This is a genomic window from Variovorax nitratireducens (assembly GCF_051216545.1).
Lineage (GTDB): Bacteria > Pseudomonadota > Gammaproteobacteria > Burkholderiales > Burkholderiaceae_C > Variovorax.
This window is the reverse complement of sequence record NZ_JBPJZO010000009.1, coordinates 117,329-141,063: the sequence shown is the minus strand read 5'-3', so window position 1 is coordinate 141,063 and position 23,735 is coordinate 117,329. Positions and strand designations below refer to the sequence as shown.

Annotated in this window: 25 protein-coding genes and 3 pseudogenes; 14 read left to right on the top strand and 14 right to left on the bottom strand. The window is 62.7% G+C overall.

Going from position 1 to position 23,735, the window contains the following annotated elements:
• The first annotated feature begins 10 nt into the window (after positions 1–10).
• Entirely contained in the window at positions 11–292 is a 282-nt protein-coding gene (locus ACSFA8_RS20050) for an AraC family transcriptional regulator ligand-binding domain-containing protein (protein WP_435481230.1), read from the top strand.
• Here ACSFA8_RS20050 and ACSFA8_RS20045 read toward each other — a convergent pair.
• On the bottom strand, positions 273–692 hold the full coding sequence (locus tag ACSFA8_RS20045; protein ID WP_435481229.1) for a MarR family winged helix-turn-helix transcriptional regulator: 420 nt from the start codon (positions 690–692) through the stop codon (positions 273–275). The genes ACSFA8_RS20050 and ACSFA8_RS20045 overlap by 20 nt on opposite strands.
• A 13-nt stretch (positions 693–705) precedes the next feature.
• Entirely contained in the window at positions 706–1,296 is a 591-nt protein-coding gene (locus tag ACSFA8_RS20040; RefSeq protein ID WP_435481228.1) for a TetR/AcrR family transcriptional regulator, read from the bottom strand.
• Between the two features lie 406 nt (positions 1,297–1,702).
• Here ACSFA8_RS20040 and ACSFA8_RS20035 point away from each other — a divergent pair, with 406 nt between their 5' ends.
• The 4 genes from ACSFA8_RS20035 (at position 1,703) to ACSFA8_RS20020 (ending at position 5,867) form a co-directional block, all read left to right on the top strand.
• On the top strand, positions 1,703–3,250 hold the full coding sequence (locus ACSFA8_RS20035; RefSeq protein WP_435481227.1) for an AMP-binding protein: 1,548 nt from the start codon (positions 1,703–1,705) through the stop codon (positions 3,248–3,250).
• A 77-nt stretch (positions 3,251–3,327) separates the two neighbouring features.
• Complete coding sequence (locus ACSFA8_RS20030; protein WP_435481226.1) at positions 3,328–3,471, top strand: hypothetical protein; 144 nt, start codon at positions 3,328–3,330, stop codon at positions 3,469–3,471.
• Positions 3,472–3,613: 142 nt separating this feature from the next.
• The gene (locus ACSFA8_RS20025; RefSeq protein ID WP_435481225.1) at positions 3,614–4,207 is read left to right on the top strand and encodes a 2-hydroxychromene-2-carboxylate isomerase; all 594 of its coding nucleotides are present in this window, start codon (positions 3,614–3,616) and stop codon (positions 4,205–4,207) included.
• 34 nt (positions 4,208–4,241) lie between these two features.
• Entirely contained in the window at positions 4,242–5,867 is a 1,626-nt protein-coding gene (locus tag ACSFA8_RS20020) for a 3-(methylthio)propionyl-CoA ligase (protein ID WP_435481224.1), read from the top strand.
• A gap of 294 nt (positions 5,868–6,161) precedes the next feature.
• Here ACSFA8_RS20020 and ACSFA8_RS20015 read toward each other — a convergent pair.
• From ACSFA8_RS20015 to ACSFA8_RS20000, 4 genes and pseudogenes are all read right to left on the bottom strand, one after another.
• A pseudogene (locus ACSFA8_RS20015) lies at positions 6,162–7,130 on the bottom strand (alpha/beta fold hydrolase); the annotation flags it as partial.
• Between the two features lie 46 nt (positions 7,131–7,176).
• Positions 7,177–7,398: a hypothetical protein gene (locus ACSFA8_RS20010; RefSeq protein WP_435481223.1), complete on the bottom strand. Its 222-nt coding sequence runs from the start codon at positions 7,396–7,398 to the stop codon at positions 7,177–7,179.
• A gap of 57 nt (positions 7,399–7,455) precedes the next feature.
• Positions 7,456–8,442 carry an NAD(P)H-dependent flavin oxidoreductase gene (locus tag ACSFA8_RS20005; RefSeq protein ID WP_435481222.1) on the bottom strand — a complete coding sequence of 329 codons (987 nt, stop codon included), beginning with the start codon at positions 8,440–8,442 and terminating at the stop codon, positions 7,456–7,458.
• A 7-nt stretch (positions 8,443–8,449) separates the two neighbouring features.
• Positions 8,450–9,190, bottom strand: coding sequence for an SDR family oxidoreductase (locus ACSFA8_RS20000; RefSeq protein WP_435481221.1), 741 nt, complete (start codon positions 9,188–9,190; stop codon positions 8,450–8,452).
• Positions 9,191–9,348: 158 nt separating this feature from the next.
• On the opposite strand from ACSFA8_RS20000, the gene ACSFA8_RS19995 reads away from it, so the two are divergent.
• From ACSFA8_RS19995 to ACSFA8_RS19980, 4 genes are all read left to right on the top strand, one after another.
• Positions 9,349–9,939 (top strand): 2-hydroxychromene-2-carboxylate isomerase, encoded by a 591-nt coding sequence (locus tag ACSFA8_RS19995; RefSeq protein ID WP_435481220.1) that lies wholly within the window; start codon positions 9,349–9,351, stop codon positions 9,937–9,939.
• A gap of 28 nt (positions 9,940–9,967) precedes the next feature.
• Positions 9,968–10,264: a hypothetical protein gene (locus ACSFA8_RS19990; protein WP_435481308.1), complete on the top strand. Its 297-nt coding sequence runs from the start codon at positions 9,968–9,970 to the stop codon at positions 10,262–10,264.
• 102 nt (positions 10,265–10,366) lie between these two features.
• On the top strand, positions 10,367–11,353 hold the full coding sequence (locus tag ACSFA8_RS19985) for a Bug family tripartite tricarboxylate transporter substrate binding protein (RefSeq protein WP_435481219.1): 987 nt from the start codon (positions 10,367–10,369) through the stop codon (positions 11,351–11,353).
• 24 nt (positions 11,354–11,377) lie between these two features.
• Complete coding sequence (locus tag ACSFA8_RS19980; RefSeq protein ID WP_435481218.1) at positions 11,378–12,034, top strand: flavin reductase family protein; 657 nt, start codon at positions 11,378–11,380, stop codon at positions 12,032–12,034.
• A gap of 143 nt (positions 12,035–12,177) precedes the next feature.
• Here the strand turns inward: ACSFA8_RS19980 and ACSFA8_RS19975 are convergent, their stop codons facing one another.
• Together ACSFA8_RS19975 and ACSFA8_RS19970 are read right to left on the bottom strand one after the other, a co-directional pair.
• Positions 12,178–12,366 carry a 3-keto-5-aminohexanoate cleavage protein gene (locus ACSFA8_RS19975; protein ID WP_435481305.1) on the bottom strand — a complete coding sequence of 63 codons (189 nt, stop codon included), beginning with the start codon at positions 12,364–12,366 and terminating at the stop codon, positions 12,178–12,180.
• An 85-nt stretch (positions 12,367–12,451) separates the two neighbouring features.
• Complete coding sequence (locus ACSFA8_RS19970) at positions 12,452–13,399, bottom strand: GlxA family transcriptional regulator (protein WP_435481217.1); 948 nt, start codon at positions 13,397–13,399, stop codon at positions 12,452–12,454.
• A gap of 109 nt (positions 13,400–13,508) precedes the next feature.
• On the opposite strand from ACSFA8_RS19970, the gene ACSFA8_RS19965 reads away from it, so the two are divergent.
• Positions 13,509–14,321, top strand: coding sequence for an SDR family NAD(P)-dependent oxidoreductase (locus tag ACSFA8_RS19965; RefSeq protein WP_435481216.1), 813 nt, complete (start codon positions 13,509–13,511; stop codon positions 14,319–14,321).
• Positions 14,322–15,305, top strand: a complete 984-nt coding sequence (locus ACSFA8_RS19960; RefSeq protein ID WP_435481215.1) for an alpha/beta fold hydrolase — start codon at positions 14,322–14,324, stop codon at positions 15,303–15,305. It abuts the gene before it with no gap.
• Positions 15,306–15,460: 155 nt separating this feature from the next.
• Here the strand turns inward: ACSFA8_RS19960 and ACSFA8_RS19955 are convergent.
• The 6 genes and pseudogenes from ACSFA8_RS19955 to ACSFA8_RS19930 all read right to left on the bottom strand — a co-directional run bounded on the left by ACSFA8_RS19955 (position 15,461) and on the right by ACSFA8_RS19930 (position 21,544).
• A pseudogene (locus ACSFA8_RS19955) lies at positions 15,461–16,146 on the bottom strand (zinc-binding dehydrogenase).
• Positions 16,147–16,299: 153 nt separating this feature from the next.
• Positions 16,300–17,226 carry a hydroxymethylglutaryl-CoA lyase gene (locus tag ACSFA8_RS19950; RefSeq protein WP_435481214.1) on the bottom strand — a complete coding sequence of 309 codons (927 nt, stop codon included), beginning with the start codon at positions 17,224–17,226 and terminating at the stop codon, positions 16,300–16,302.
• Complete coding sequence (leuD, locus tag ACSFA8_RS19945; protein ID WP_435481213.1) at positions 17,223–17,864, bottom strand: 3-isopropylmalate dehydratase small subunit; 642 nt, start codon at positions 17,862–17,864, stop codon at positions 17,223–17,225. Before leuD ends, ACSFA8_RS19950 begins: the two co-directional genes overlap by 4 nt.
• Positions 17,864–19,273 carry a 3-isopropylmalate dehydratase large subunit gene (gene leuC, locus ACSFA8_RS19940; RefSeq protein ID WP_435481212.1) on the bottom strand — a complete coding sequence of 470 codons (1,410 nt, stop codon included), beginning with the start codon at positions 19,271–19,273 and terminating at the stop codon, positions 17,864–17,866. The genes leuD and leuC overlap by 1 nt, the downstream gene beginning before the upstream one ends.
• A gap of 13 nt (positions 19,274–19,286) precedes the next feature.
• Positions 19,287–20,258: a Bug family tripartite tricarboxylate transporter substrate binding protein gene (locus tag ACSFA8_RS19935; RefSeq protein WP_435481211.1), complete on the bottom strand. Its 972-nt coding sequence runs from the start codon at positions 20,256–20,258 to the stop codon at positions 19,287–19,289.
• Between the two features lie 83 nt (positions 20,259–20,341).
• Entirely contained in the window at positions 20,342–21,544 is a 1,203-nt protein-coding gene (locus ACSFA8_RS19930; RefSeq protein WP_435481210.1) for a CaiB/BaiF CoA transferase family protein, read from the bottom strand.
• Positions 21,545–21,595: 51 nt separating this feature from the next.
• Between ACSFA8_RS19930 and ACSFA8_RS19925 the strand changes: the two genes are divergently transcribed.
• The 3 genes and pseudogenes from ACSFA8_RS19925 to ACSFA8_RS19915 all read left to right on the top strand — a co-directional run.
• Entirely contained in the window at positions 21,596–22,306 is a 711-nt protein-coding gene (locus ACSFA8_RS19925) for an IclR family transcriptional regulator (RefSeq protein WP_435481209.1), read from the top strand.
• A 17-nt stretch (positions 22,307–22,323) separates the two neighbouring features.
• Positions 22,324–23,001, top strand: a complete 678-nt coding sequence (locus ACSFA8_RS19920) for a glutathione S-transferase family protein (RefSeq protein WP_435481208.1) — start codon at positions 22,324–22,326, stop codon at positions 22,999–23,001.
• 44 nt (positions 23,002–23,045) lie between these two features.
• Positions 23,046–23,618 (top strand): annotated as a pseudogene (locus ACSFA8_RS19915) (tyrosine-type recombinase/integrase); the annotation flags it as partial.
• Between the last annotated feature and the right edge of the window lie 117 nt (positions 23,619–23,735).

Sequence of the window (23,735 nt, the reverse complement as noted above, 5' to 3'; positions counted from 1 at the left end):
CATCGCTGCCATGACGCTGAATGCCATAAGCCTGAAGACTGTTGCGCCTAACGCCGCGCTGCTGGGTTTTTCGGCACTGGCGACGCAGCTGCGATGCGAGGGAGTCGCCCTCTCCGACCTCTTCGCACGCACGGGGCTGGAGCCCGACGACATCGACAACGCATACGCCCCCATGTCGCAGGCCCAACGGATGGCGGTCTTTGCCAATGCGCAGAAGCTATCGCCCGCGTCCGACGTGGCCCTGCGTGCCGGGGCACGCCAGCGCATCGAAGTTAACAGTCCGCCGACATGACGGCCATGCAGTCGTCGATGAGCGCGTGCAACGCCCTCACGTTCCGGCTACCGATCATTCGATGCACCTTGGCCTGTGCCAGGATCCAGTGGGGCACGCCTTCGGCACATTTCCTGAGGCCGGCAGTGGTGACGCGAACACTGCGGGTGCGCCCGTCAGCGCCGGGACCAAGGAACAACCACCCGTTGGAGATAAGCGGCTTGAGATTGCGCGTCAGCGTTGACGGGGAGAGCGACATCGTCTCGGCCAGGTCACAGGGGCGCACCGGCCCGTGTGTCGCGATTTCCGCCAACAGGCCGTACTGCGAGGTGCGCAGGCCTACCTTGCCGAGTTCGGCGTCGTAGTGCCGCCTTACCAGACGCGCAAGTTGGTAAAGCTTTGTCTCAGTGCAAGCTGGCACGCAGCCGTCGCCGTCAGGATGCTTTGGAGGGCTTGCCGGCGGCCTGATCCAGTGCGTGCGTCTGGTCGAGGAAGCGGCGGCTGGAAGCAAGGATTTCCTTGCGAGTGCGCTCGGATTCGACGGCACGGGACAACACCAGTGCACCAACACACTGGGCAATAAGCGCCCACGCTGCATCCGGGTCGCCGATGCGCGAGCTCCAACTCTTCTGCAAACGCTTCAAGCCCCCCTCCACGATCTCGCGCACCTCGGGCCCCGCTCTTGCGATTTCCGGCCCCAACGCCGGCAGGACGCACCCGGTTTCCGGGTGCAGGGCGTGGTACGAACTCAGGTAGCTGCGCAACCGCTTCGCAACGTGATCGGGCGGCGAATCCTGGTCGCCCCCTAGCATCTCGGCGCTGTTGAAGATTTCATGCTCGAGCAGCTCGGCGAACAGTGCCTCCTTGGAAGGGAAATGGCCATAAAAGGCTCCCCCGGTCAGGCCGATGCTTGCCATCAGCTCATCAACACCGGTGGTTCCGAAGCCGCCCTTCTTTACGATGGCACGGGCATTTTCCAGCAGCTTCTTGCGGGTTTCCTCTTTGTGCGTGGTCGGATAGCGCATGGATGCACCTCAGATTGTTTGTCCCACGATCATAACATGCCGATCGTTAGATGAACGACCGTGCTCGCACAAACCTTGCGACTCAAGATGCCTAGGGTTTCCCCTGCGCGCAACCCGGTTGGGTCAAGTTGACGCTGCGCCAACAAACATTTAGCATTCTGATGTTTATTGAACGATCGTTAGGTTAATAGTCAACTTGGAGTTTGTCCATGAGAGAAGCCGTCATCCATGGCGGAAGTTGTGGCAAAGGAGTCCGAAACGACAGGCCACATCTACGCGTCGAAGATTGCCACTGCCCGCTTTCACTACCAGCGGCCGTTGCTGCAGACGGCGGCGCTTGGCGGCGAAGTTCGAGCGATGTCGTCCGCATTGACGGCGCCGCGATCGACCTGTCCTGACGGCGGCGATGTACCACCTGAGCCACTTCGCACTCGCCACACCCGACAAGGTGGCTGTGCACTTTCTCGACTCCGGAGAGGCATACAGCTTCTCGCGCCTGGAACGGGAGGCGAACCGCGCGGCCAATGCCCTGCAGTCGATCGGCTTGAAGCGGAACGATTGCATCGTCTTGTGTATCGAGAACTCGCCTGCACTGCTCTTTCTTGCGCTCGGCGCGCAACGCATCGGCCTGTACTACGTGCTCGCCTCGACGCGGCTGTCCGCCGCGGATTTGGAGTACATCGTCAAGGACTCGATGGCCTCGGTTGCCATCGTGTCATCAGCCTGCATGAGCGCCGAAGCCGTTCGTTCACTGGATGTCGGTCGTGCGCGGCTTGTCTGTATCGGCTTTGCGGCTGCGCCGATCGAACGCTGGGAAGCGCGCTTTCTCGCCGCCTCGCACGAGCGACCGACCGCTCTCGCGCCAGGGCGCGAGATGCTGTATTCATCAGGCACCACCGGCCGGCCCAAGGGCGTACGCAAGCCGCCTTTCGAAGACGACTTCGATGCCGTCGACAACCGCAACGCCGCAGTGGCGCGGTCGTTCGCGCTCGACTCCTCCTCGATCTACCTGTCCACATCGCCGCTCTATCACAGCGCGCCCAATCGATTCCTGTCGGCTGCGATCCATGCCGGCGCGACCAGCATCGTGATGGAGAAGTTCGATGCCGAGCGTTCGCTGGCCGCCATCGCGCGCTTCGAATGCACCCATTCGCTCTGGGTACCAACCATGTTCCACCGCTTGCTGCGGCTGGAAGCAGACGTACGCAATCGCTACAGCATGACCTCCATGGTTCGTGCGGTTCACGGTGCGGCGCCCTGCCCCGTCCACGTCAAGCAGGCGATGATCGACTGGTGGGGGCCCGTGCTTGACGAGTATTACTCAGGCACTGAAGGCATCGGCGCCACGGCGATCACCTCGCGCGAATGGCTGATGCACAGAGGCTCGGTTGGGCGCGCGACCGATGGCATCCTGCATATTCTGGACGACGCCGGCCATGAGCTGCCCGCGGGGAAAACCGGGCAAATCTTCTTCGAGAGTGATGCCCGTTTCGAGTACTGGAACGATCCGAGCAAGACCCGCGCCGTGACCAGTGCGCAGGGCTGGCGGTCGTTCGGCGACATCGGGCATCTCGATCGCGAAGGCTACCTCTACCTGACCGACCGCAAGGACTTCGTCATCATCTCGGGCGGCGTCAACATCTACCCGCAAGAGATCGAAGACGTCCTGCTGCAAGACTCACGTGTCGCGGACGCCGCGGTTTTCGGGGTGCCGAACGAGGAATACGGCGAGGAAGTCAAAGCGGTCATCCAGCCGGCGCACCCGGATTTCACAGTTCCGGTGATGGTCGAGGCGCTGAAGGCTCGCTGCCTCGAGTTGCTCGGGCCGATCAAAACACCGCGAACCATCGATTTCGAATTCGACTTTCCTCGTCAGGCGACCGGCAAGCTCTACAAGAAACAGCTGCGCGATCGTTACCTGACAGCAGGAAGCGTTCCCCCCAGCTCAACCTAGACATTTCATTGGAACCGTGGCTGGAGCGCATACGGTCCATTGGACCCTCAGCGCACTTGGTCGCCCACCTGGAGTCCATGGCCTTGCTGCACCGGGACAACCGATATGACCGATCCTCGGACAACGTGAAGTTGCTGACCGGTGTGCCACCGATGTCGGTCGAGGACTTCGTGCGAAAGCATCAGAGCGATTTTGCGGAAGCACCCGAGCAGCAACCGTAATTGAGGCTTGAAGGGCCTCTCGTCGCCGGCAGGTGCAACTGCACGCAATCTCGATAACCCCCTCGAAATCTCTGTTGACACGCTCAAGGGCATGCCATAGTCTCCTTTTACTAAACGTTCGTTCTTTTAAGGATTCGATTTGATGGCCAAGCGCGTTGACTTCTATTTTGATGTGGGCAGTCCCGCCTCGTACCTGGCCTGGACACAGTTGCCCGGAATGTGCCAGGCAGCAGGCGCCCAACTCATCTACAAGCCGATGTTGCTTGGCGGCGTTTTCCAGGCAACGGGCAATGTTTCGCCGGTCACGGTGCCTGCGAAGGGCCGCTACGTGAACATGGAGTACCAGAGGTATGCGCGGCGCTACGGTGTGCCGCTCACGATGAATTCGCATTTCCCCATCATCACGCTGCATCTCATGCGGGTGGTCACGGGCGTGCACCTTCGCTTTCCCGAACGGCTCAACGACCTGCTCGTCGCCGTGTTTCGGGCGATGTGGATCGATAACCTGGACCTGAACGATGCGGCGTTGACGAGCCGTACGCTGGCAAACGCCGGGTTTTCTAAAGCAGAGGTCGAAGCGCTTCTTGGCGACCCGCAAGTGAAGGCTGCCTTGAGGGCCACCACGGAAGAGGCGGTCAGCCGCGGCGTGTTCGGCGCGCCGACCACTTTCGTGGACAACGAGATGTTCTTCGGCCAGGACAAGCTCGACCTCATCAAAGAGCAGCTGGCCTCATAAGGGCCGGCAGCGCAAAACAATTCAGGAGACAACTATGCTGGGACTGATGCAAACGCATCCGCTGCTGATTTCATCACTTATCGTGTCGGCCGAGCGACACCACGGCGACGCCGAGATCGTTTCGCGCCGGGTGGAAGGCGACCTCCACAGGTGCACCTGGCGCGACGTGGCGCGGCGTTCCCGCCAGCTGGCCCACGCGCTGGATGCGATGAACCTGCAGTTTTCCGACCGTGTCGCCACGCTGGCCTGGAATGGCTATCGCCACCTTGAGCTGTACGTGGGCGTTTCGGGGTCGGGCCGTGTATTGCACACGATCAACCCGCGCTTTCCGCCGGATCAGATCGCGTGGATTGCCAACCATGCAGAAGACCAGGTTCTCTGTTTCGACCTGACGTTCCTGCCGCTCATCAAGGCGATCTACGCCAGCTGCAAGACCATCAGGAAGTACGTCGCGTTATGCGATGCGGATCGGTTGCCGGGTGACACCGGCATCCCCAATCTCGTGAGCTATGAAGCCTGGATCGGTGAGCAGTCGGACGAATATCAGTGGCCGACATTCGACGAGAACACGGCGTCCAGCATGTGCTACACGAGCGGTACTACCGGCAACCCCAAGGGGGTGCTCTACAGCCATCGCTCCACGCTTCTGCACGCATTCGCCATACCGGTGCCTGACGGGCTGGATCTGTCGGCAAACGGTGCCGTCCTACCGGTAGTGCCCATGTTCCATGTCAATGCCTGGGGAATTCCATATGCCGCCATGCTCACCGGTTGCAAACTGGTACTGCCCGGCCCGGCCATGGATGGCAAGTCGATCTACGAACTTATCGAAGTTGAAGGCGTCACCTGCGCGGCGGGCGTGCCCACCATCTGGCAGATGCTCCTCGCGCATGTGCAGTCGCAGGACCTTCGCTTCTCGACGCTGCGCAAGCTCGTGATCGGGGGTGCGGCCGTGAATTCAGCCATGATCAAGGGGTTCGAGGATCGGGGTGCAGAAGTCATGCAGGTCTGGGGCATGACCGAAACCAGTCCGCTGGGAACAGCCTATGCCCCGAAGCCCAAACAGGCGAGGCTCGCCCCCGAAGAGCAGCGCGCCATGCGCCTGAAACAAGGCCGGGTCGGATTCGGCATCGACATGCGCATCGTCGGCCTGGACGGCAAGGAGGCGCCCTGGGACGGCCAGACGTTCGGCGACCTCCAGGTCAAGGGCTACTGGGTCGTGCGCGAGTATTTCAAGGGCGAGGGCGGCAATCCCCTCGAGGGCGACTGGTTCCGCACCGGAGACGTCGCAACGATCGACCCGGATGGATTCATGCAGATCACCGACCGCAGCAAGGACGTCATCAAGTCAGGCGGCGAGTGGATCAGCTCGATCGAGGTGGAGAACATTGCCATGACGCACCCCGGCGTGCAGTTGGCTGCCTGCATCGGCATGCCGCACCCGAAATGGGATGAGCGTCCGATCGTCGTCGTGGTGAGACGGCCGGGCTCCGACGTCACACGCGAAGAGGTCCTGCAGTTCTACCAGGGCACGGCAGCGAAATGGCAGGTTCCGGACGACGTGGTGTTCGTCGACACCATCCCGCTCGGAGCGACGGGGAAGATGCTCAAGACGAAGCTGCGCGAGATGCTGAAGGACTATGTTCTGCCGATCGCCTGACGGGCTCCGACCGGCGAGCGTCGCGAACGAGCGACGCGCGCTCATGCCGGGCTCTTAGCTTCGGCGAACCAGCGCAGCCGTCTCTGCCAGTGACCAGCGCCTGCGGCGCTGGTCACTCATGATCACTCCGACGGTATCCGTATCCCTCGCTGTACTCACAGTACTGCTCCCGTCTTTGAAGATTGGCGATGGATCGTGTCCTGTCATTGAAGGGGCCAGCTCCCCTGACGCCTGGCCGCACCAGGCTTGCGGAATCCTGGCGCCCAGCCATTGCGCGAGTCTTGCATTCACTACTACAGGTTTCTCCTGTGCCATCCAGTGCCCTGACTCGATCCGCTCGATAGTCAAATCTCGACAAAGCCTTTTCATCGGTTCAGCCAAAGGCGAGTTCACGCAGTCGCATGTGTAGTCATATTCCGCTTCCAGAAAGAGAACGGGCATGTCGAGATAGCCGTCATTCAAGGCCTCGGACGCATAGCGAGCGTTGGCTGCATGGTTCATGTACAGGGAGTCCGTGCCGAAAAAGCCTGTTCGCTCATAGGCGGAGGCATAGGCATGCAGATCGTTCTCGTTGATGACTCGCTCATCACGGGGAAGGTCTGGAGCAACTCCCTGTCCACCGAACCAGCCGCCATCGCGGCGAACCTGAGACAAAAGCGCCGGCTTGCCCTTTCCCTCGGGATTGCCAGCGCGAAAGAGTGCCTTGAAGGTTCCGGCGACGTTCGCCTCCATCGCGCCCGTGGCTTTTGCGAAGTGCTCTTCGTAGAAGCGCTGGTACTCCCAGTTTCCGAACGGGTACTCGCTTTGCGGATACAGATCGCGGTTGACCAACTGGACCAACACATCAAGTCCCCGCTCCAACGTCGCGTAGGGCACACAGAGGTTGGCCGCCGCAAGGCAACGATCCGGATGGTGGCTGGCAATGTTCCAGACGACCGACGCTCCCCAGTCGTGCCCGACCCAGATCGCCTTTTCCTTGCCGAGGGAATCGAGCAGCTCAATCATGTCGGCAACAATTTCGCGCTGGGCATATGCGTCATGCGTGCTGTAGAGCGACGACCTTCCGTGGCCTCGCAAGTCCGGAGCGATCGCCCTGAAACCGAGCGCGCCGAAGACTGGAAGCTGATGACGCCAGCTCAGCGCAAGTTCAGGCCAGCCATGAACGAAGATGATTGGTGTCCCTAGGCTCGGGCCGCTGGCGAGATAAAAGGTGCTGTTGCGTGCGCTTCGGAAAGTGTTTTCTGATAGCTGAAATAGCGACATCGGGGAGTGCTCCTATCGTGTGCACATGCGGAGTCACTGTCGGCTCCTAGATTTGCGAGGCGGATGATTCCCTGCGGGCCAAGACGACTGGCGCCACAAACTCACGGCCTATCAGGATCCGGGCATAGAAGTAGTTGTTGCGCGCCCGATCGCTCAGCTCGTCCAGGTTTACCTTCCCGTGGGCATCGCATGGAAATGCCATGGCGTGATCCTCATTGAACAGCGAACAGAACCGGGCTTCGTAGTGGTGTCTGGCGGCGGTTTCCATGATGTTTTACGAGGAGCGGTCTCACTGGAAAAAAGCGAGCCCGCTGATCTCCACAGCCTAGGCCGGCTCAAGCTCCAGGAACCCGGCAAGCCGTCTTGTGATCAACTGCTCAGCCTCCTCCATGATGCGATCCATCAGCGCTTGCACCGTCGGAATGTCGTTGATCAGTCCGACCACCATGCCGCAGCTCCAGGCGCCGGCATTCATTTCCCCTTCGAGCATCACGCGCGGGTAGACGCCCGCGACCTGGTCGAGGATGTCTTCAAACTTGAGCGCGTCGCCTTTTTCCTTCTCGATCCTGATCAATTGCTCGACGGATGAATTGGTCAGCACGCGCTCGGTGTTGCGCAGGCCGCGCATCACGAGCCGCGTGTCGAGCTCGGTGGCCGCCACGATGGCGTCCTTGACGTTCTGGTGAACCGGTGCTTCCTGCGTGGCCACGAAGCGAGTGCCCATGTTCATGCCCTCCGCGCCCAGCGCAAGGGCCGCCACCAGGCTGCGCGCGTCTGCCATCCCACCGGAAGCCACGAAGGGAATCTTCAACTCCTCGGCCGCCCGGGGCAGCAAGATCATGTTCGGCATGTCGTCCTCGCCCGGGTGCCCGCCGCACTCGAAGCCGTCCACGCTCACGGCATCGCATCCGATCGCTTCGGCCTTCAGCGCGTGCCGCACCGAGGTGCACTTGTGGATGACCTTGATGCCGGCCTTCTTGAGCGCGGGCATGTAAGCCTCGGGACTGCGCCCCGCCGTCTCGACGATGCGAACGCCGCCTTCGGCAATCGCCGCGATGTACTCGGGGTAGGGAGGGGACGACAAGGTCGGCAGGAACGTGAGGTTCACGCCAAAGGGCTGATCCGTCATCTCGCGGCAGCGGCGAATCTCCTTGGCCAGGAGCTCGGGTGTCTTCTGCGTCAGGCCCGTGATGAGCCCGAGTCCACCGGCATTGGAGACTGCGGCGGCGAGTTCGGCGAAGCCGACGTAGTGCATGCCGCCCTGGATGATCGGATGACGGATGCCGAAGAGTTCAGTGATGCGTGTTTTCATGTCTTGTTTACCAGGTTTCCATGTAGGGGCGCAGATCCATTTCGAACGTCCAGGCGTCTCGAGGCTGGGTATGCAGATACCAGTAGTTTTCAGCGATGTGCTCGGGGTTCAGGATGCCACCCTGCTCCTTGAGCGCGTAGCGTTCGGGGAAGCTGGTTCGAATGAACTCCGTGTCGATGGCGCCGTCGATCACGAGATGCGCCACGTGAATGCCCTGCGGGCCGAGTTCGCGCGCCATGCTCTGGGCCAGTGCGCGCAGAGCATGTTTGGCACCAGCGAAAGCGGCGAATCTGGCCGAGCCGCGGATGCCTGCGGTCGCGCCGGTGAAGAGAATCGTGCCACGCCCCCGCGCGACCATCCTGCGCGCGACCTCGCGCGCATTCAGGAATGCACTGAAGGCGGCCATCTCCCAGATCTTCATGTACTTGCGTCCGGTCTCCTCCAGGATGCTGCTGGGCACGTTGGCGCCGATGTTGAACACCATCACTTCGATGGGGCCGCGCTCCTTTTCGATCTGGTCGATAAGGCCTACGACTTCTTCCTCCTTGCGCGCGTCGCTGCCATAGCCAAACGCCTGGCCGCCGGCCGCGCGGATGCGCTCGATAGCCGGCTCCAGCTTGTCGGCCGACCGGCGAGTCAGGCACGCGACGTAGCCCTCGCGGGCGAAGCGAGCGCCGATTGCGCTGCCAGTGGCGTCGCCAGCGCCGACGACGAGTGCCACACCGCGGTGGCTGGCTGATTGGTCCATGCGTTCTCCTTAAATAACGATCGTTCAGTCATGGCAACGTTAATCAACATACGATCGTTTGTCAATACGATTGAAATCGAGTCAAACCCCGTTGACAGAGGTTCCGGATTCACATAGCGTTCGTTTACCAAACGTTCGTTAGATTAAAGGAGTCTTGAATGCGCAAGTCAGTTGATTTTTTCTTCGATGTCGGCAGCCCGTCGTCATACCTGGCGTGGACACAGTTGCCGGGCTTGTGCGCCAGCCATGACGCCGACCTCGTCTACCGGCCGATGCTGCTCGGCGGCGTCTACCAGGCCACTGGCAACGCCTCGCCGGCCACCATCCCGGTCAAGGGGCGCTATACGCAAATGGACTACGAGCGCCATGCGCGCCGGTATGGCGTCCCGTTCAGGGGAAATCCGCACTTTCCCATCATCACGCTGTTCCTCATGCGCGCGGTCACCGGAATCCAGTTGCGCCGGCCCGAGCAGTTGCAGCAACTGCTCGGCTGCGTGTTCAAGGCGCTCTGGATTGACGCGCTCAACCTGAACGACCCACAACTTGCGGCCAGCGTCCTGACCGAAGGCGGATTCGATCCCGCCGAGATCGAGCGCCTGGCGCAGGATCCCGAGACCAAGGCCGCGCTGAAGGCGACGACGCAAGAGGCGGTCGAGCGCGGCGTGTTCGGCGCGCCCACGCTCTTCGTCGGTGCCGAGATGTTTTTTGGCCAGGATCGGATGGACTTCGTGCGCGAAGCAGTGTCCTGAGCACCGGCCAACAGCTCGAAGAAATCACATGGAACACCGACTCTGGCATGCCTCCTATCCGGAGGGGCTTCCCCACGACATCGCCCTCGATGAAAGTGAGACCCTCGTCACGATGCTGGAACGCGTTTTCGCGAGGCACGCGGCCAGGACGGCCGTGACCTGCGCCGGTGAAACGCTGATCTTTGCCAAGGTCGAGCACGCGTCGGCGCTGCTTGCGCCTTACAAGGTGCCACGGCACATCACCTTTGTTGACGCTTTGTCGAAGTCAGCCGTGGGCAAGATCCTGCGAAAGGAGCTGCGACCGCAGAGTGTCGCTGTGGGCTGAACAGGTCGGTATATGCGCTGACTCAGCGCGCGATCTCATCAACGAGTAACCCTTCTATTCACAACATTTGGCCTGGTTCCGACCAGTGCACGGAGACAAAACATGAAAACATTGACACGCAGACTCTTTAATGCCGCGGTTGTCGTGGTCGCGCTTTGCGGCGCTGCCGCCACCGCTCAGCCCTATCCGAACAAATCCATCCTGATCAAGATTGCTTACCCGGCCGGTTTCGGGGTCGACGCTTCGGTTCGCCCATCCGCGCCCGTGCTGCAGCGCGCCCTTGGGCAGGCTCTTGTGATCGACAACATGCCCGGAGCGAACGGCTCCATTGCAGCGATGAACGTGTTGAACGCGGCGCCCGATGGGTACACGCTGCTCGCCACTGCCGGTCCGGATTTGGTGGTAGCGCCGCTCACGGTCGCCTCGGCCAAGTACACGTCCGACAACTTCAAGCTCATCGGTTCGTTCGGGAGCGCGGACATGATCCTCGTCAGTCATCCCGATCGCCCTTTCAACAACCTCAGCGCGCTCCTCGAGCAGATGCAAAAGCCCGCCGCGAAGGAACTCTCCATTGCCCATTGGGGCCAGGGCACGCTCGCTCATCTTGCGGCCGCTGAATTGCAGGGGCGGGTAGGCGTCAAGTTGCTGGAGGTGCCGTACAAGGGCATCGCTCCCATTGCTACGGCCGTCGGCGGCGGGGAAGTGGATCTCGCGTTTGTTCCTCTTGCAGGGCCGATCCTGGGAATGATTCAGACAGGACGGATCAAGGCCATCGCCATCGCCAGCGCCAAGCGGCATGCGCTCCTGCCGGACCTCGCGACCCTGGGCGAGCACACTCGATTCAAGAACTTCGAGTTCGGCATCTGGACCGGCCTGTTCGCGCCCGCGCGCGCACCCGATGCCGTCGTGGCGCGCCTGACCAAGGCCTTCCACGAGTGGAACGACAGTCCGGAGTTCCTCGCGCTCACGACCGCGCAGGGCTTGCGCAAGCTGGACTCGATGACGCCGCAGCAGGCGGCAACCTTCCTTCGTTCGGAGAACGAAAAGTTCACCAACATCGCCAAGACGCTCAATCTGGTGGCGCAATAGCGCGGCCGCGCGGGCGCCCTTACCATGACCGTTCGAGACTTTCACTACTATGAGCCCGCCCAGGGCCACGGGCTGAGCCACAACCCGCTCAATGCGCTGGTCGCCCCGCGGCCCATCGGCTGGATCTCGTCGCGCGACGCGCAGGGGCGAGTCAATCTCGCGCCTTACAGTTTCTTCAACGCGTTCAACTACGACCCGCCGATCATCGGATTTTCTTCGATCGCCTGGAAAGACAGCGTTCAAAACGCATCGGAAACGCGCGAGTTCACCTGGAACCTGGTCACCCGCGAGCTGGGTGACCAGATGAACCAGACCTCGGCACCGCTTGCCCACGGCGAGGACGAGTTTCCGTTCGCCGGCCTCACGGCGGTGCCGGGCCGCAAGGTCAACGTCCCGCGGGTGGGCGAGAGCCGCGCGGCCATGGAATGCAAGGTCATCGACATCGTGCAATTCCGAAACACCGCAGGCGAGAAGGTCAGTGGCTGGCTCGTGTTGGGCGAGGTGGTGGCCGTTTACATCGACAAGACACTCTTGAAAGACGGCGTTTATCAGACAGCCGAGGCCTATCCGATCATGCGGTCCGGCGGACTGAACGACTATGTTCAGGTAACGCCAGACAATGTCTTTCAGATCGGGCGGCTCGCGGGCGCCAGCAGCGCGGCTTCGCACGGCAAGGGATAGCAACATCCGCAAGAGTGCCACTCCCGGTCGAAGACCTTGCTGCCGAAAGTCATTCTTGGCACTTCCCGCCACCCGATTTCGGCAGATCCCCCAAAAGGAAACCTCGGGGGCAGGCGATATCGCGCACAGCGGACCTCGAGATGTCAGAACCGAGTACGGTCGGGACCCTTTGGCGCTAGCATCGCGCGGGCTTCGGTCGGCCTGGCGATCTCGAGACCGTGGTCCTGCAGCATCCGCCGCACCTTGAGGACCTGCTCGGCGTTGGACCCCGCGAGTTGGCCCCGCCCAATCAAGAGCGAGTCCTCAAGACGAACACGCACATTACCGACCATCCAGTCGCTGCTGGTGTCCGACAACGTGGGCGATGTGGTCTGACGGGTGTCGGCGGCCTGACCGGACGCAGCGCGGCCCGAAGCGTCAGGCCGCCTCTCGCGCGCCGCGCCGCAGGCCCTGCGGCGGCACGCCGAAGCCGCGCAGAAACGCTTCGCGCATGTGCCGCCGGTCTCGGAAGCCGGTCTCGCGCGCGATGACTTCCAGCGGGTGCCTGCCCTGCTCGACCATCAGCCGCGCCGCTTCCAGCCGAAGCCCTTCGATGGCCTTGGCCGGCGACTGGCCGGTTTCGGCGGTGAACACGCGGCTGAACTGCCGCGGGCTCAGATGGGCCGCCTCGGCCAGTTGCTCCACGCCCAGCGGGCCGGCGAGGTGGCGGCGCGCATGGTCCAGCGCCAGCTGGATGCGATCGGTCTTGGGCGCCAGCTTCAGCAGTTCGGAGTGCTGGCTCTGTCCGCCGGCGCGGCGCTGCTGCATCACCAGCCAGTGCGCGACCGAGCGGGCCACTTCCTCTCCCAGGTCTTTCTCGACCAGGCCCAGCGCCAGGTCGAGCCCGGCCGTCATGCCGGCCGAAGTCCACAACGGGCCGTCGGTGATGAAGATGCGGTCGGCCTCCACCCGGATGGTGGGATGCCGCTGCTGCAGGTCGGCGGCATAGGCCCAATGGGTGGTGGCGCGGCGGCCATCGAGCAGGCCGGCCTGCGCCAGCACGAAGCCGCCGGTGCACAGCCCGGCCACGCGGCGCGCTCGCGGCGCGGCGAGCCGCAGCAGGCGCAACAGTTCGGGCGGTGCGGGCCGGAGCAGCGGGTCGATCTCGCCGGCCACCATCCAGGTGTCGGCGCTGCTGCGGGCGGTCAAGCGCCGCGTCTGTAGCGTCATGCCCAGCGACGAGCGCACTTCGCCGCCGCCCACCGCGTAGTTCTCGAGCGCATAGAAGGTCTCGCCGGCCACCAGGTTGGCGATCTCGAACACCGCCTGGGTGCCGATGGCCATGACCTGGAAGCCGTCCGACAGGATGTAGCCAATGCGATGCATGAAAAGTCTCTATGGCGTAAATCATGACTATATACGTCATTTGAGCCATTCACAAACCGGCGCAACATACGCTCCATCAACTTATCGCAACCCTGAAGGCGCCGCCACCATGACCACCACTGCTTCCTCCCCATCCCTGGGCACCGCCCTCGTCACCGGCGCTTCGTCGGGGATCGGCGCTCTGTACGCCGACCGGCTGGCCCGCCGCGGCTACGACCTGATCCTGGTCGCCCGCAACCGCGACCGGCTGAACCTCCTGGCCGACGACATCAGCACCCGCACCGGCCGCGCGGTGGAGGTGGCGGCTGCCGACCTGGGCGATGCCGCCTCGTTGGCCAAGGTGGAAGCCAAGCTGCGCGAGGACGCGAGCATCACGCTGCTGGTCAACAACGCCGGCATCGGCACCCACACGCCGCTGCTGCAGAGCGATGTCGAGCGCATGGCCGGGATGATCGCCCTGAACGTGGTGGCGCCCACGCGGCTTACCTATGCCGCCGCCCCTGGCTTCGTGGCCCGGGGCCGCGGCGCGGTGATCAACATCGCGTCCATCGCCGCCATCACCCCCGAGATCCTCAACGGCGTGTATGGCGGGAGCAAGGCTTTCGTGCTGGCCTTCAGCCAGTCGTTGCGGCATGAGCTGGCGCCGCAGGGCGTGCAGGTGCAGGCGGTGCTGCCCGGCGCCACCGCAACCGACTTCTGGGCCACCGGCGGGCTGCCGGTGGAACACCTGCCCAGCGCCATCGTGATGCGGGCCGAGGACCTGGTGGATGCAGCACTGGTCGGGTTCGACCGCGGCGAGGCGGTGACCATTCCTTCTCTGCACCAGGTGGAGGAGTGGGACGCCTACGAGGCCGCGCGCCAGGCCATGGCCGCCCACCTGTCCACTGACCGGCCGGCAGCACGCTACCGCGTGGCGCAATAGGTGCGGACCATTGAGGCCAAGGCCGATCCGGACGTATTCGGCTTGGTAGTCGGTTACCGGTTCTGGCCATTCAAACCATTGCACATGGCCAAGCGGCCGTCCAAATCACAGAAAGTCGGAATGATGGAATCAAGAGAACACAGCAACAAGAGCGCCGGCGAACCCACGCTTCTGAAGATTTCAGACAAGCTCAGCATGCGTTACCAGAAGTCGGGAAATGGCCCGCCGCTGGTCCTCCTTCACACCATTCGCACCCAACTGGAATATTTCCGAGCATTGGCGCCGCTGCTCGCAGAGAAGTTCACCGTGTATGCCGTGGATCTTCCGGGCCACGGTGAATCGCCCGTTGACACGTCGGCACCCTACGATGAGGCCTATATCCGAAAGGGTTTCATTGCCTTTCTGAATGCACTGGATCTGCGTGATGTGACCCTCGTGGGCGAGTCCATCGGTGCCGTCATTGCCTTGACTTCGGCTGCCGATGTGCCTGAGCGCATACGTGCCGTCTACGCGCTCAATCCCTATGATTACGAGACGCGGTACGCCGACGGCCTTCGTCGCGGCAACTGGTTTGCCAATCTGATCATCGGCGGCCTGCAAGTCCCCGTCTTCGGAGCGATCGCTGCGGCCGCCGCCACCCGCTGGGTCATTGGAAATGTCATGAAGGGCGGTTACGCGGACCCACGGAAATTGCCGGGTGATCTGCTCACCCTGTTCCATAAAACGGGGTCACGGCCTCACTTCCACTACGCCGAGCGACGGGTTTTGGCTGGGTGGCGCTCCTGGAGCAAGGCGCGCGAGCGCTACTCCGCTGTGAAGGCGCCTGTCACGCTAATCTATGGCGACAAAGACTGGTCACGCATTACGGAGCGCAGTCGCACCGAGGCTGCGCTGAAACGTCCCCGCATGTTCACACTGGCGACGACCGGTCACTTTTCGGCGGTAGAGAACCCGAAAGAAATCGCGCGGATTATCTTGTCCTGATCTTGCCCGACAAAGGCCCCGACGGGCATCCTCGCGTACAAGGCTGGAGGCTGTTCAGCAAGGACGGCAGTCCAAGCCCTCGGCCTCTCCAAGACTGGCCAGTAGGAGCTCGGCCCAGTCATGCACACGAAGTGGCCGATGCCCCTGCTCAACCCTTAGGCGTTGACGTCGACGACGGTGCGGCCGCGAACCTGTCCCTCAAAGATCCGCCCGACGATGGCGGGCACATCGGCCAGGCCGATGACCTGGGTCGTGCGGGCGAGCTTGGCGAGGTCCAGGTCGCGGGCGAGTCGCGACCATGCCTCGACGCGAACGTGCTGCGGGGCATTGACCGAGTCAATGCCGGCGAGGGTCACGTTGCGCAGGATGAAGGGCAGCACCGATGCCGGAAGATCTAGCCCTTGAGCCAAGCCGCACGCCGTCACAACGCCGCGATATTTCGTTTGCGCCAGCACGTTGGCCAAGGTGTGGCTGCCCACGGAATCCACCGCGCCGGCCCATCTTTCCCTCGCGATGGGCGCGCCTGCTTGCGAGAGGGTCTTGCGATCGAGGATCTCGGCCGCGCCGAGATCGCGAAGGTACTGGCTTTCCTGCAGCCGTCCCGTGGAAGCGATGACGCGATAGCCGAGGTCCGACAAAAGCGCGATCGCGATCGAGCCGACGCCGCCATTCGCGCCAGTGACGATGATGTCGCCACGGCCGGTGTAATCCCGCCATGTTCCAACGCGAGGATCGATAGCATCGCCGTATACCCGGCTGTGCCGATGGCCATCGCATCCCGGGTTCCCCGCGACAGCGCGAGGTGCTTGGCCGTTCGCGAGAAGCTGCCAGAGGCTGCCACCTCGTTGAACGCGCGCAGCAGATCCAGACTATCCAGGCGCCTGTCCGTGACGACCGCTCACGCGGGGCCGCGTGAGCGGCAGGCTGTGCTGGTCCAGCGCGACCGTCAGTCGCGCTGGATGCTCGCACGATCTGATCCCTGCGCGCCTCGAATCTACGCTCCAGGCAGCATCGTCTTGGGCAGCCCCGCACGCCACACGGCACCGTGAAGAGTCTCGCCCTCCAACCACTGCGCAACCTTGGCGCGCAGTGCGAGGAGCGCGTCAAATTCCAGCCCTGTTGGCACGCCCATGCTTGCAAAAAGGAAGGCCGTGTCTTCCGTGGATACATTGCCACTTGCGCCCGGTGCATGTGGGCACCCGCCAATGCCGGCGGTGCAGGCATCGAATCGGCGAACCCCGGCCTCCCAAGCCGCGAACACGTTGGCCAGACCCAGACCTCGCGTGTCGTGAAAATGTCCACAGGCCAGGCGATCGCCTGCAACTGCGAACCCCTTCTCGAACAAGCTCCTAACCTGCATCGGCTGTGCATAGCCCACAGTATCGGCAAGTCCAACGCGGTCGGCCCCGGCATCGAGCACGGCTTGCAGCAGGCGTAGTACCTCGCTTTCATCGACAGCGCCCTGAATCGTGCAACCGAACGCCGTGCTGAGACCGACCTCGATCAGGCAGGCCGATCCGCTGCTGTCGCGCAGGCTGCGAATAAGGGCGATTTCCGCCACCACTTCGTCGGGCGTTTTTCGCAGATTGGCCAGGCTGTGGGCATGGCTCGCGGACAGGGGCAGCAGCATGACGTCCGCGCCGCTGTCGAGGGCGGCTTGCGCCCCCTTGAGGTTGGGAACCAGCACGGACGTCACCAGACCCGGAAGCCTTCTGGCGCTGGCCACCAGGTCCGCCGTGTCCGCCAACTGAGGGAGCAGGCGTGCCGGCACGAAGGAGCCGACCTCGATCTCGCGCAGTCCGGCGGCGTACGCGCCATGCAGCCATTCGAGTTTCTGCTCCGTCGGGAGCGTCCTGGCAATGCTTTGAAGGCCGTCGCGCAAGCCAACTTCGCGAACGATCACAGGTGTGGGTGTATTCATGGGAGCCTGTCCATCGAATCAATGCGTTGTGCCCACACCCACGGACGTGCCAGGCGGTCCTTGCGCTGGTAGGCGGCGATGTCTTCCTCATGGCTTGCAGCGAGGGTGATCGGATCCAGTCCCTGGAGCAGCGTGTCGCGGCGTGCTTCGTCGATCTCGAACGCATGGATCGACCGATCGGGAAACACCACTTGGCAGGAACGCAGATCCACCGTCACTGTCTCGCCCGGATTCCGCTCCAGCATGGCCAACAGTCCTTCCACGGCGCCCTCTGGCAGCGTCACCGGCAGGATGCCGTTCTTGATGCAGTTCTCGTAGAAGATGGACGCAAACGACGGGGCAATGATGCTGCGGAAACCGAAGTCGACGAGTGCCCATACGGCGTGCTCTCGAGAGCTACCGCATCCGAAGTTTGCGCGCGCGACGAGGATCGAGGCGCGCCGGAAAGGCTCCCGGTTCAGCACGAATTCTTGCGTCTCGCTGCCGTCCCCGGCATATCGCCATCGATGGAAGAGATACTTTTCCAACCCGGCTTTCGACAGCGTGTAGACATGCTGGACGGCGATGATCGCGTCGGTGTCCACGTTGATCCTGGGCAGCGGCGCCGCAGTGCCTTGCAATTGAATGAACGGTTCCATCAACTTGCTCCAAGTTCGCGGATATCGGTCAGCTTGCCGGCAATAGCGGCTGCGGCTGCCACGGCGGGGCTGGCGAGATGCGTTCGCGCACCTGGCCCTTGGCGTCCCTCGAAATTTCGGTTCGAGGTCGACACGCAGCGTTTCCCCGCCGGGACACGATCACTGTTCACGGCGGCGCACATCGAGCACCCCGGCTCGCGCCACTCGAACCCCGCATCCAGGAAGATGCGATCCAGGCCGAGCGCTTCCGCCTCTCGCTTCACGGTCATGGACCCCGGCACCACGATGGCGCGCACATGCCCCGCGACCTTCCGGCCTCGTGCGACGGCGGCCGCGGCTTGCAGGTCTGAAATGCGGCTGTTGGTGCAAGAACCGATGAAAACGTTGTCGATCTTCAAGCCCAACAGGGGCGCGCCAGGTTGGATGCCCATGTATTCGATGGCGCGTTGCGCGGCTTCGCGCTCTTCCTTGTCCTCGATCTGCGCCGGGTCGGGCACGAGCGCATCGATCGCAGTGACCTGCTCCGGACTGGTACCCCATGTGACTTGCGGTGCGACGACGCTCGCGTCGAAGTCGAACTCGGCGTCGTAGACGGCACCGGCATCGCTGGCAAGCTGGCGCCAGTGCGAAACAGCCATCTCGAACGCATCGCCAGTGGGCGCGAATTCGCGTGTCCTGACGTAGTCGAACGTGGTTTCGTCCGGTGCAATCAACGTTGTCCTGGCTCCCGCTTCGACACCCATGTTGCACAGGGTGAATCTTCCCTCCATCGGCATTGCGGAAATTGCCTGGCCACTCAGTTCCAATGCGTATCCCGTCGCACCCGCGGTGCCGATCTGACCGATCAGAAACAGGATGAGATCCTTGGCGGTCACACCATTGCCCAGCACGCCATCCACATGGATGCGCATCGTTTTCGGTTTTCGCACGGCCAGGGTTTGTGTTGCCAGAACTTGCTCGACAGACGATGTACCGATTCCCCAGGCCCAGGCACCCAGGGCGCCAACGGTCCCGGTGTGGCTGTCGCCACAGACCAGGGTAACGCCAGGGAGCGCGATGCCGAGTTCGGGCGCGATGACGTGAACGATGCCTTGCTGCGGGTCGTGCACATCGAAGTGCCGTATCTCGTGCTCATGCGTGCTCTTGCGAAAGGCCTGGATCAGCTTTTTTCCACCATCGACCGTGTCGTCTCCGCGGCCGCGATCCGTCGAGATCAGGTGGTCGGTGGTTCCGTAGGTCAGCTCCGGATTGCGCACCGCACGCCCTGTCAATCGCAAGCTTTCAAATGCCTGAGGGCTCGTGATCTCGTAAAGCAAATGTCGGTCGATGTGGATAAGCGCCTCGCCGCCCACAAGGTCGGCGATGTGATGTTGATCCCAGAGCTTCTGGAAAAGCGTGCGGGGCGGCATGGCTACCTGCGCCTCACTGAATAACGACACCAGCGCGCGCCACCAAATCGCCGTGCTTGACGTACTCTGACGCCAAGAACGCCTTCAGTTGATCCGGGCTCATCGGCGCCGTCACTGCGCCCTCGGCCGCAATCTGGCTCTGGAACGCCGAGCTCTGCAGGGTGATGTTGATGGTTTCGTTGAGCTTGCGAACGATGTCAGCCGGCATTGCCTTGGGACCGATCACCGCGTACCACGCTTCCAGAACGCAGCCGGGAATGGTTTCGGACAGGGTCGGCACATTGGGCAACGCCGTCGCCCGCTTGTCACTGGACACCGCCAGAACCTTGAGACGACCCTGCTTGACCAGACCCTCGACAGACGCGTACGAAAGGAAGGCCACGTCGACGACGCCGCTGACCAGATCGGGGATCACCGGCGCCACGCCTTTGTAGGGGACGTGCAGCAGCGAGAACTGCCCTTTTTCTTGCATGTACATCCCTGCAAGGTGAAGGATCGTACCGTTGCCGGATGAACCCAGCGTCAACTTGTTCGGTTCCTTCAACGCCAGCGCTTTGAGTTCACCCACATTGTTCGCCGGCAGGTCGGCGCGCGTGACCAGCACCATCGGCGATGTGGCAACCCCCGCGATCGGCGTGATGTCCTTCAGCGCGTCGAAACTCAGCTTCTTGTAGACATGGGGAAACACGACGTAGTTCGAGCTGATGAGCGCGATGGTGTACCCGTCGGCAGGGGCCCGCAGCAAGGCCTCGGTGCCCACGACGCCGCCGGCGCCCGGTATGTTCTCCACGACGAACGGCTGTTTCAATGCCCTGGACATCTGATCGGCCAGGCGCCTCGTCATGTTGTCGGCGCCGGAGCCTGCCGAGTTCGGCGTGATCATACGAATCGGCTTGCTGGGGTAAGTGTCGGCGTAGGCCGTACCAAATGTGACGCAGAACCCTGCGAGGGCGGTCAGGATGTCGCGTCTGCTGATGAATGTCATGTTTGTCTCCGGGTGGTTGTTATGTGATCAAAGGGCTGCTTTGCTCTTGTGGCATCTGGCAGCGGTGAAGGTGTGCTGACTTGTCAATGCGGGCCCGCGACTGTGCGGGATGCAAAGAGATCGCGCGAAGCCGCCGCTGACAGCCCCCAAGCCTCGAGGTACTTGGCCGTCTGCGCGCCCACGCTTTGTGGCTGCAGGCGAACTGCAGGCTTTTGGTCGTTGATGCGGAACGGCATTGCCGGGAGTGCCGCATGTTTGTCTTCCACCCAGACGTCCAACAGGGAGCCGTTTGCGCCGAGGTGTTCGTCATCGAGCAGGTCGAGCGGGGTGCGCACAGGCCCGAACGGAACCTGGGCCCGAATGCAATGGGCCTCCACTTGCGCCATCGAGAACGCCGATAACTCCTCGTTCAAGCGCGGCAGCATCCAACTCCGGGCAGCCGTTCGAGCCGTGTTGTTGGCCAACCGCGGATCGTCGCGCAGCTCGTCGAAACCGAACTCGTTGCAAAAGCGAAGCCATTGCGCATCGCTCGTGAGGCCGATGAACATCTGGCCATCGGAACATTGGCACAGGTCATACACGCCCCAGGCCTGTGTCCTGTCGGGCATAGGGACCAGTTCGGTGCCGCCCAGCTGCACCATGGCCATGTGCTGCCCGACCAGGAATGCCGTGGATTCGTACAGTGCGCTGGTGACGAAGGCGCCGCGCCCGGATTGCTCGCGCGCGCGAAGAGCGGCCATGATGCCGATGACGCCGAACATGCCACCCGTCATGTCGACAATCGATGCACCCGCCCGGATCGGGCGTCCGGCCGGACCCGTCATGTACGCCAGGCCGCCCATCATCTGGACAACCTCGTCCAGCGCGGTGCGCGCTTCGTAGGGGCCCGGCAAGAAGCCCTTCAGCGAGCAGTAAACCAGCCGCTCGTTCAACGCGCTGGCAGCGGCATAACCGTAGCCCAGGCGCGTCATGACATCGGGACCGAAGTTCTCGATCAGGACGTCGGCCCACTGGATGGCGTTGTCCAGAATGGGACGTGACTGCGGATTCTTCAGATCAACCGCCACACTTTCCTTGTTTCTGTTCAGGTACCCAAAAAAGCCCGAGCCAAAACCCGCCAGGTTGCGTGTCGGGTCGCCTTCAAGGCGCTCGATACGAACGACCGTGGCGCCCAGGTCCGCCAGGATGAGCCCGCAGGTGGGCGCCATGACGGTGTGGCCGAAATCAAGAACCTTCACGCCGGCCAACGGCAGTTCCGCGTCGATTACATTGTCCTTGTGTTTCATCTGGTGAGCCTGTATGATCGTCTGATGAAACTATAAGGCTGGGGACTTGGCATGTCAATCAACGGAAATACCCCTGACGCTGCCTCTGCGAAAGGTCTCGGGGTCACCGCGCTTGAACGCGGACTTCGGCTTTTGATGGCGCTGCGCAAAGACGAAGGGCAGAAGCTCAGCGACCTGGCCCGGACAACCCAGCTCGACAAGGCCACGGCGTCCAGGTTGCTGCGATCCTTGATGCGGTATTCGTTTGCCGTGAAGGACGCCGATGAGCGCTATCGCCTGGGACCGGCGACTGCTGTTCTCGAGGCCACGGGGGACAAGACGCACGGGATTGCAGCGGTCGTACAACCGGTCATCGATCGGATCGCCAAAGAATCGGGAGAGACCGCGAGCTTCTTTGTGAGGCATGGCGATCTGCGCCTGTGTGTGGCGCTTGCAGCCGGCCACCATGCAGTCGGCCACGTCTTGAAGGTCGGGGACGTGTTGCCCACGGAGCGCGGAGCTGGAGGACGGGTGTTGAGGCTGTACGAAGGAGGTCGGCCTGCTGGCGGCCCGGACTTGGTACAGACGAGCCTTGGAGAACGCGACCCGGAACTTGCGGCAGTCGCCGCGCCGGTCTTCGATGCGAGAGGCAAGCTGCTCGGCGCGCTTTCACTCTCGGGAACCAGCACACGATACTCGTCCCCCGAATACTTGCAGAGCACGCAGGCACGCATCGCCTTTGCCGCCCGGGAGATCGAATCCTTGTTCCTATCGCCTCAATGAGCAGTTGCTCTCGACACATGATCACCCTGCACCATTGCGTCAGCGCACGCTCGTTCCGGCCCCTCTGGATGCTTGAAGAGATCGGGCTTTCCTACGACCTCCAGATGCTGCCCTTTCCGCCGCGCGTGCTGTCTCGGACGTATCTCGAGGTCAACCCGCTGGGTACGGTGCCGATGCTGTCCGACGGCGTCATGCGAATGACCGAATCGGCCGCGATCTGCCAATACCTGGCCGCGCAATTTTCGGCGGGCCAACTGGATGTAGGTCCTGACGAGCCAGACTTCGGGCCGTACCTCAACTACCTTCACTTCGGCGAGGCGACCTTGACCTTTCCGCAAACGCTCGTGTTGCGGTATGCACACTTCGAGTTGGCGGAGCGAAAACAGCCGCAGGTCGCCGACGACTATGCCAAGTGGTTCCTGGCGCGCCTGCGAACGCTGGAGCCGCTGCTCGCGGAGCGCGACTACCTCTGTGCGGGCCGCTTCACCGCCGCGGACGTGTCGGTTGGCTATGCATTGTTGCTGGCCGATCATCTGGGCTTCGGGGAGCGCTTCACACCCTCGGTGGCGGCTTACTGGAGGCGTCTGCGCTCGCGACGGGGCTTCACGGCAGCGATGGCCGCGCAATCACTTGCTGCCAAGGCGCAGGGCATCTCCTCGACCCCCGCGCCCGATATCCGACCCGATAGTCCTTGACTCTCTTGACCGATCGCGAAGCCGACGAGAGCAAGTTGAGCTTATTCGTCCTGGACTTTGCCTACGCCACCGGCCTACGCTTGAGCGAACTGGTGGATGCCAAGCTGGGCCAGATCGAGACCGACGGCCAGGGCGACCACTGGCTGCACCTGATTGGTAAGGGAGGCAAGGCTGCCAAAGTCGCCCTGCCCTCGCTGGCACGTGGGGCCTTGGACCGTTGTCTCATGCAGCGGCAACTGCCCGTCACCCCTTCGAGATGGGACCCGGCGACCACGTTGATCGGGAACATCGAGGGAGACGAAGCCAGCATCGGCAGCAAGACAGGCATCACCGCGGCGCGCTTGTGGCATGTGATGAAGCGCTTCTTCGCGCAGGTGGCTCAAGTCATCGAGGCGGAGAATCCGGCTACGGCGGAGAAGCTCAGGCGAGCCAGCCCGCACTGGATGCGGCATACCCATGCGACCCATGCGCTGGCGCATGGCGCAGAACTGACCACCGTCAGGGACAACCTGCGACACGCATCGATCCAAACGACTTCGATCTATCTGCACGTCGATGAGGTCAAGCGGGCCAGGCAGATGGAGGGGGCGTTCCATAGCGTCAAGCCCAGCCCATAACTTTGCGGTATTTGCTGCCAAGCACCGAGGCCTGCGACTGAAGTCTGTGGCGCGCCGTCGAAAACGGCCGATCATGGCTTCCAACCGGCCTTGCATGAGCCGTTGATGTAGAATTCC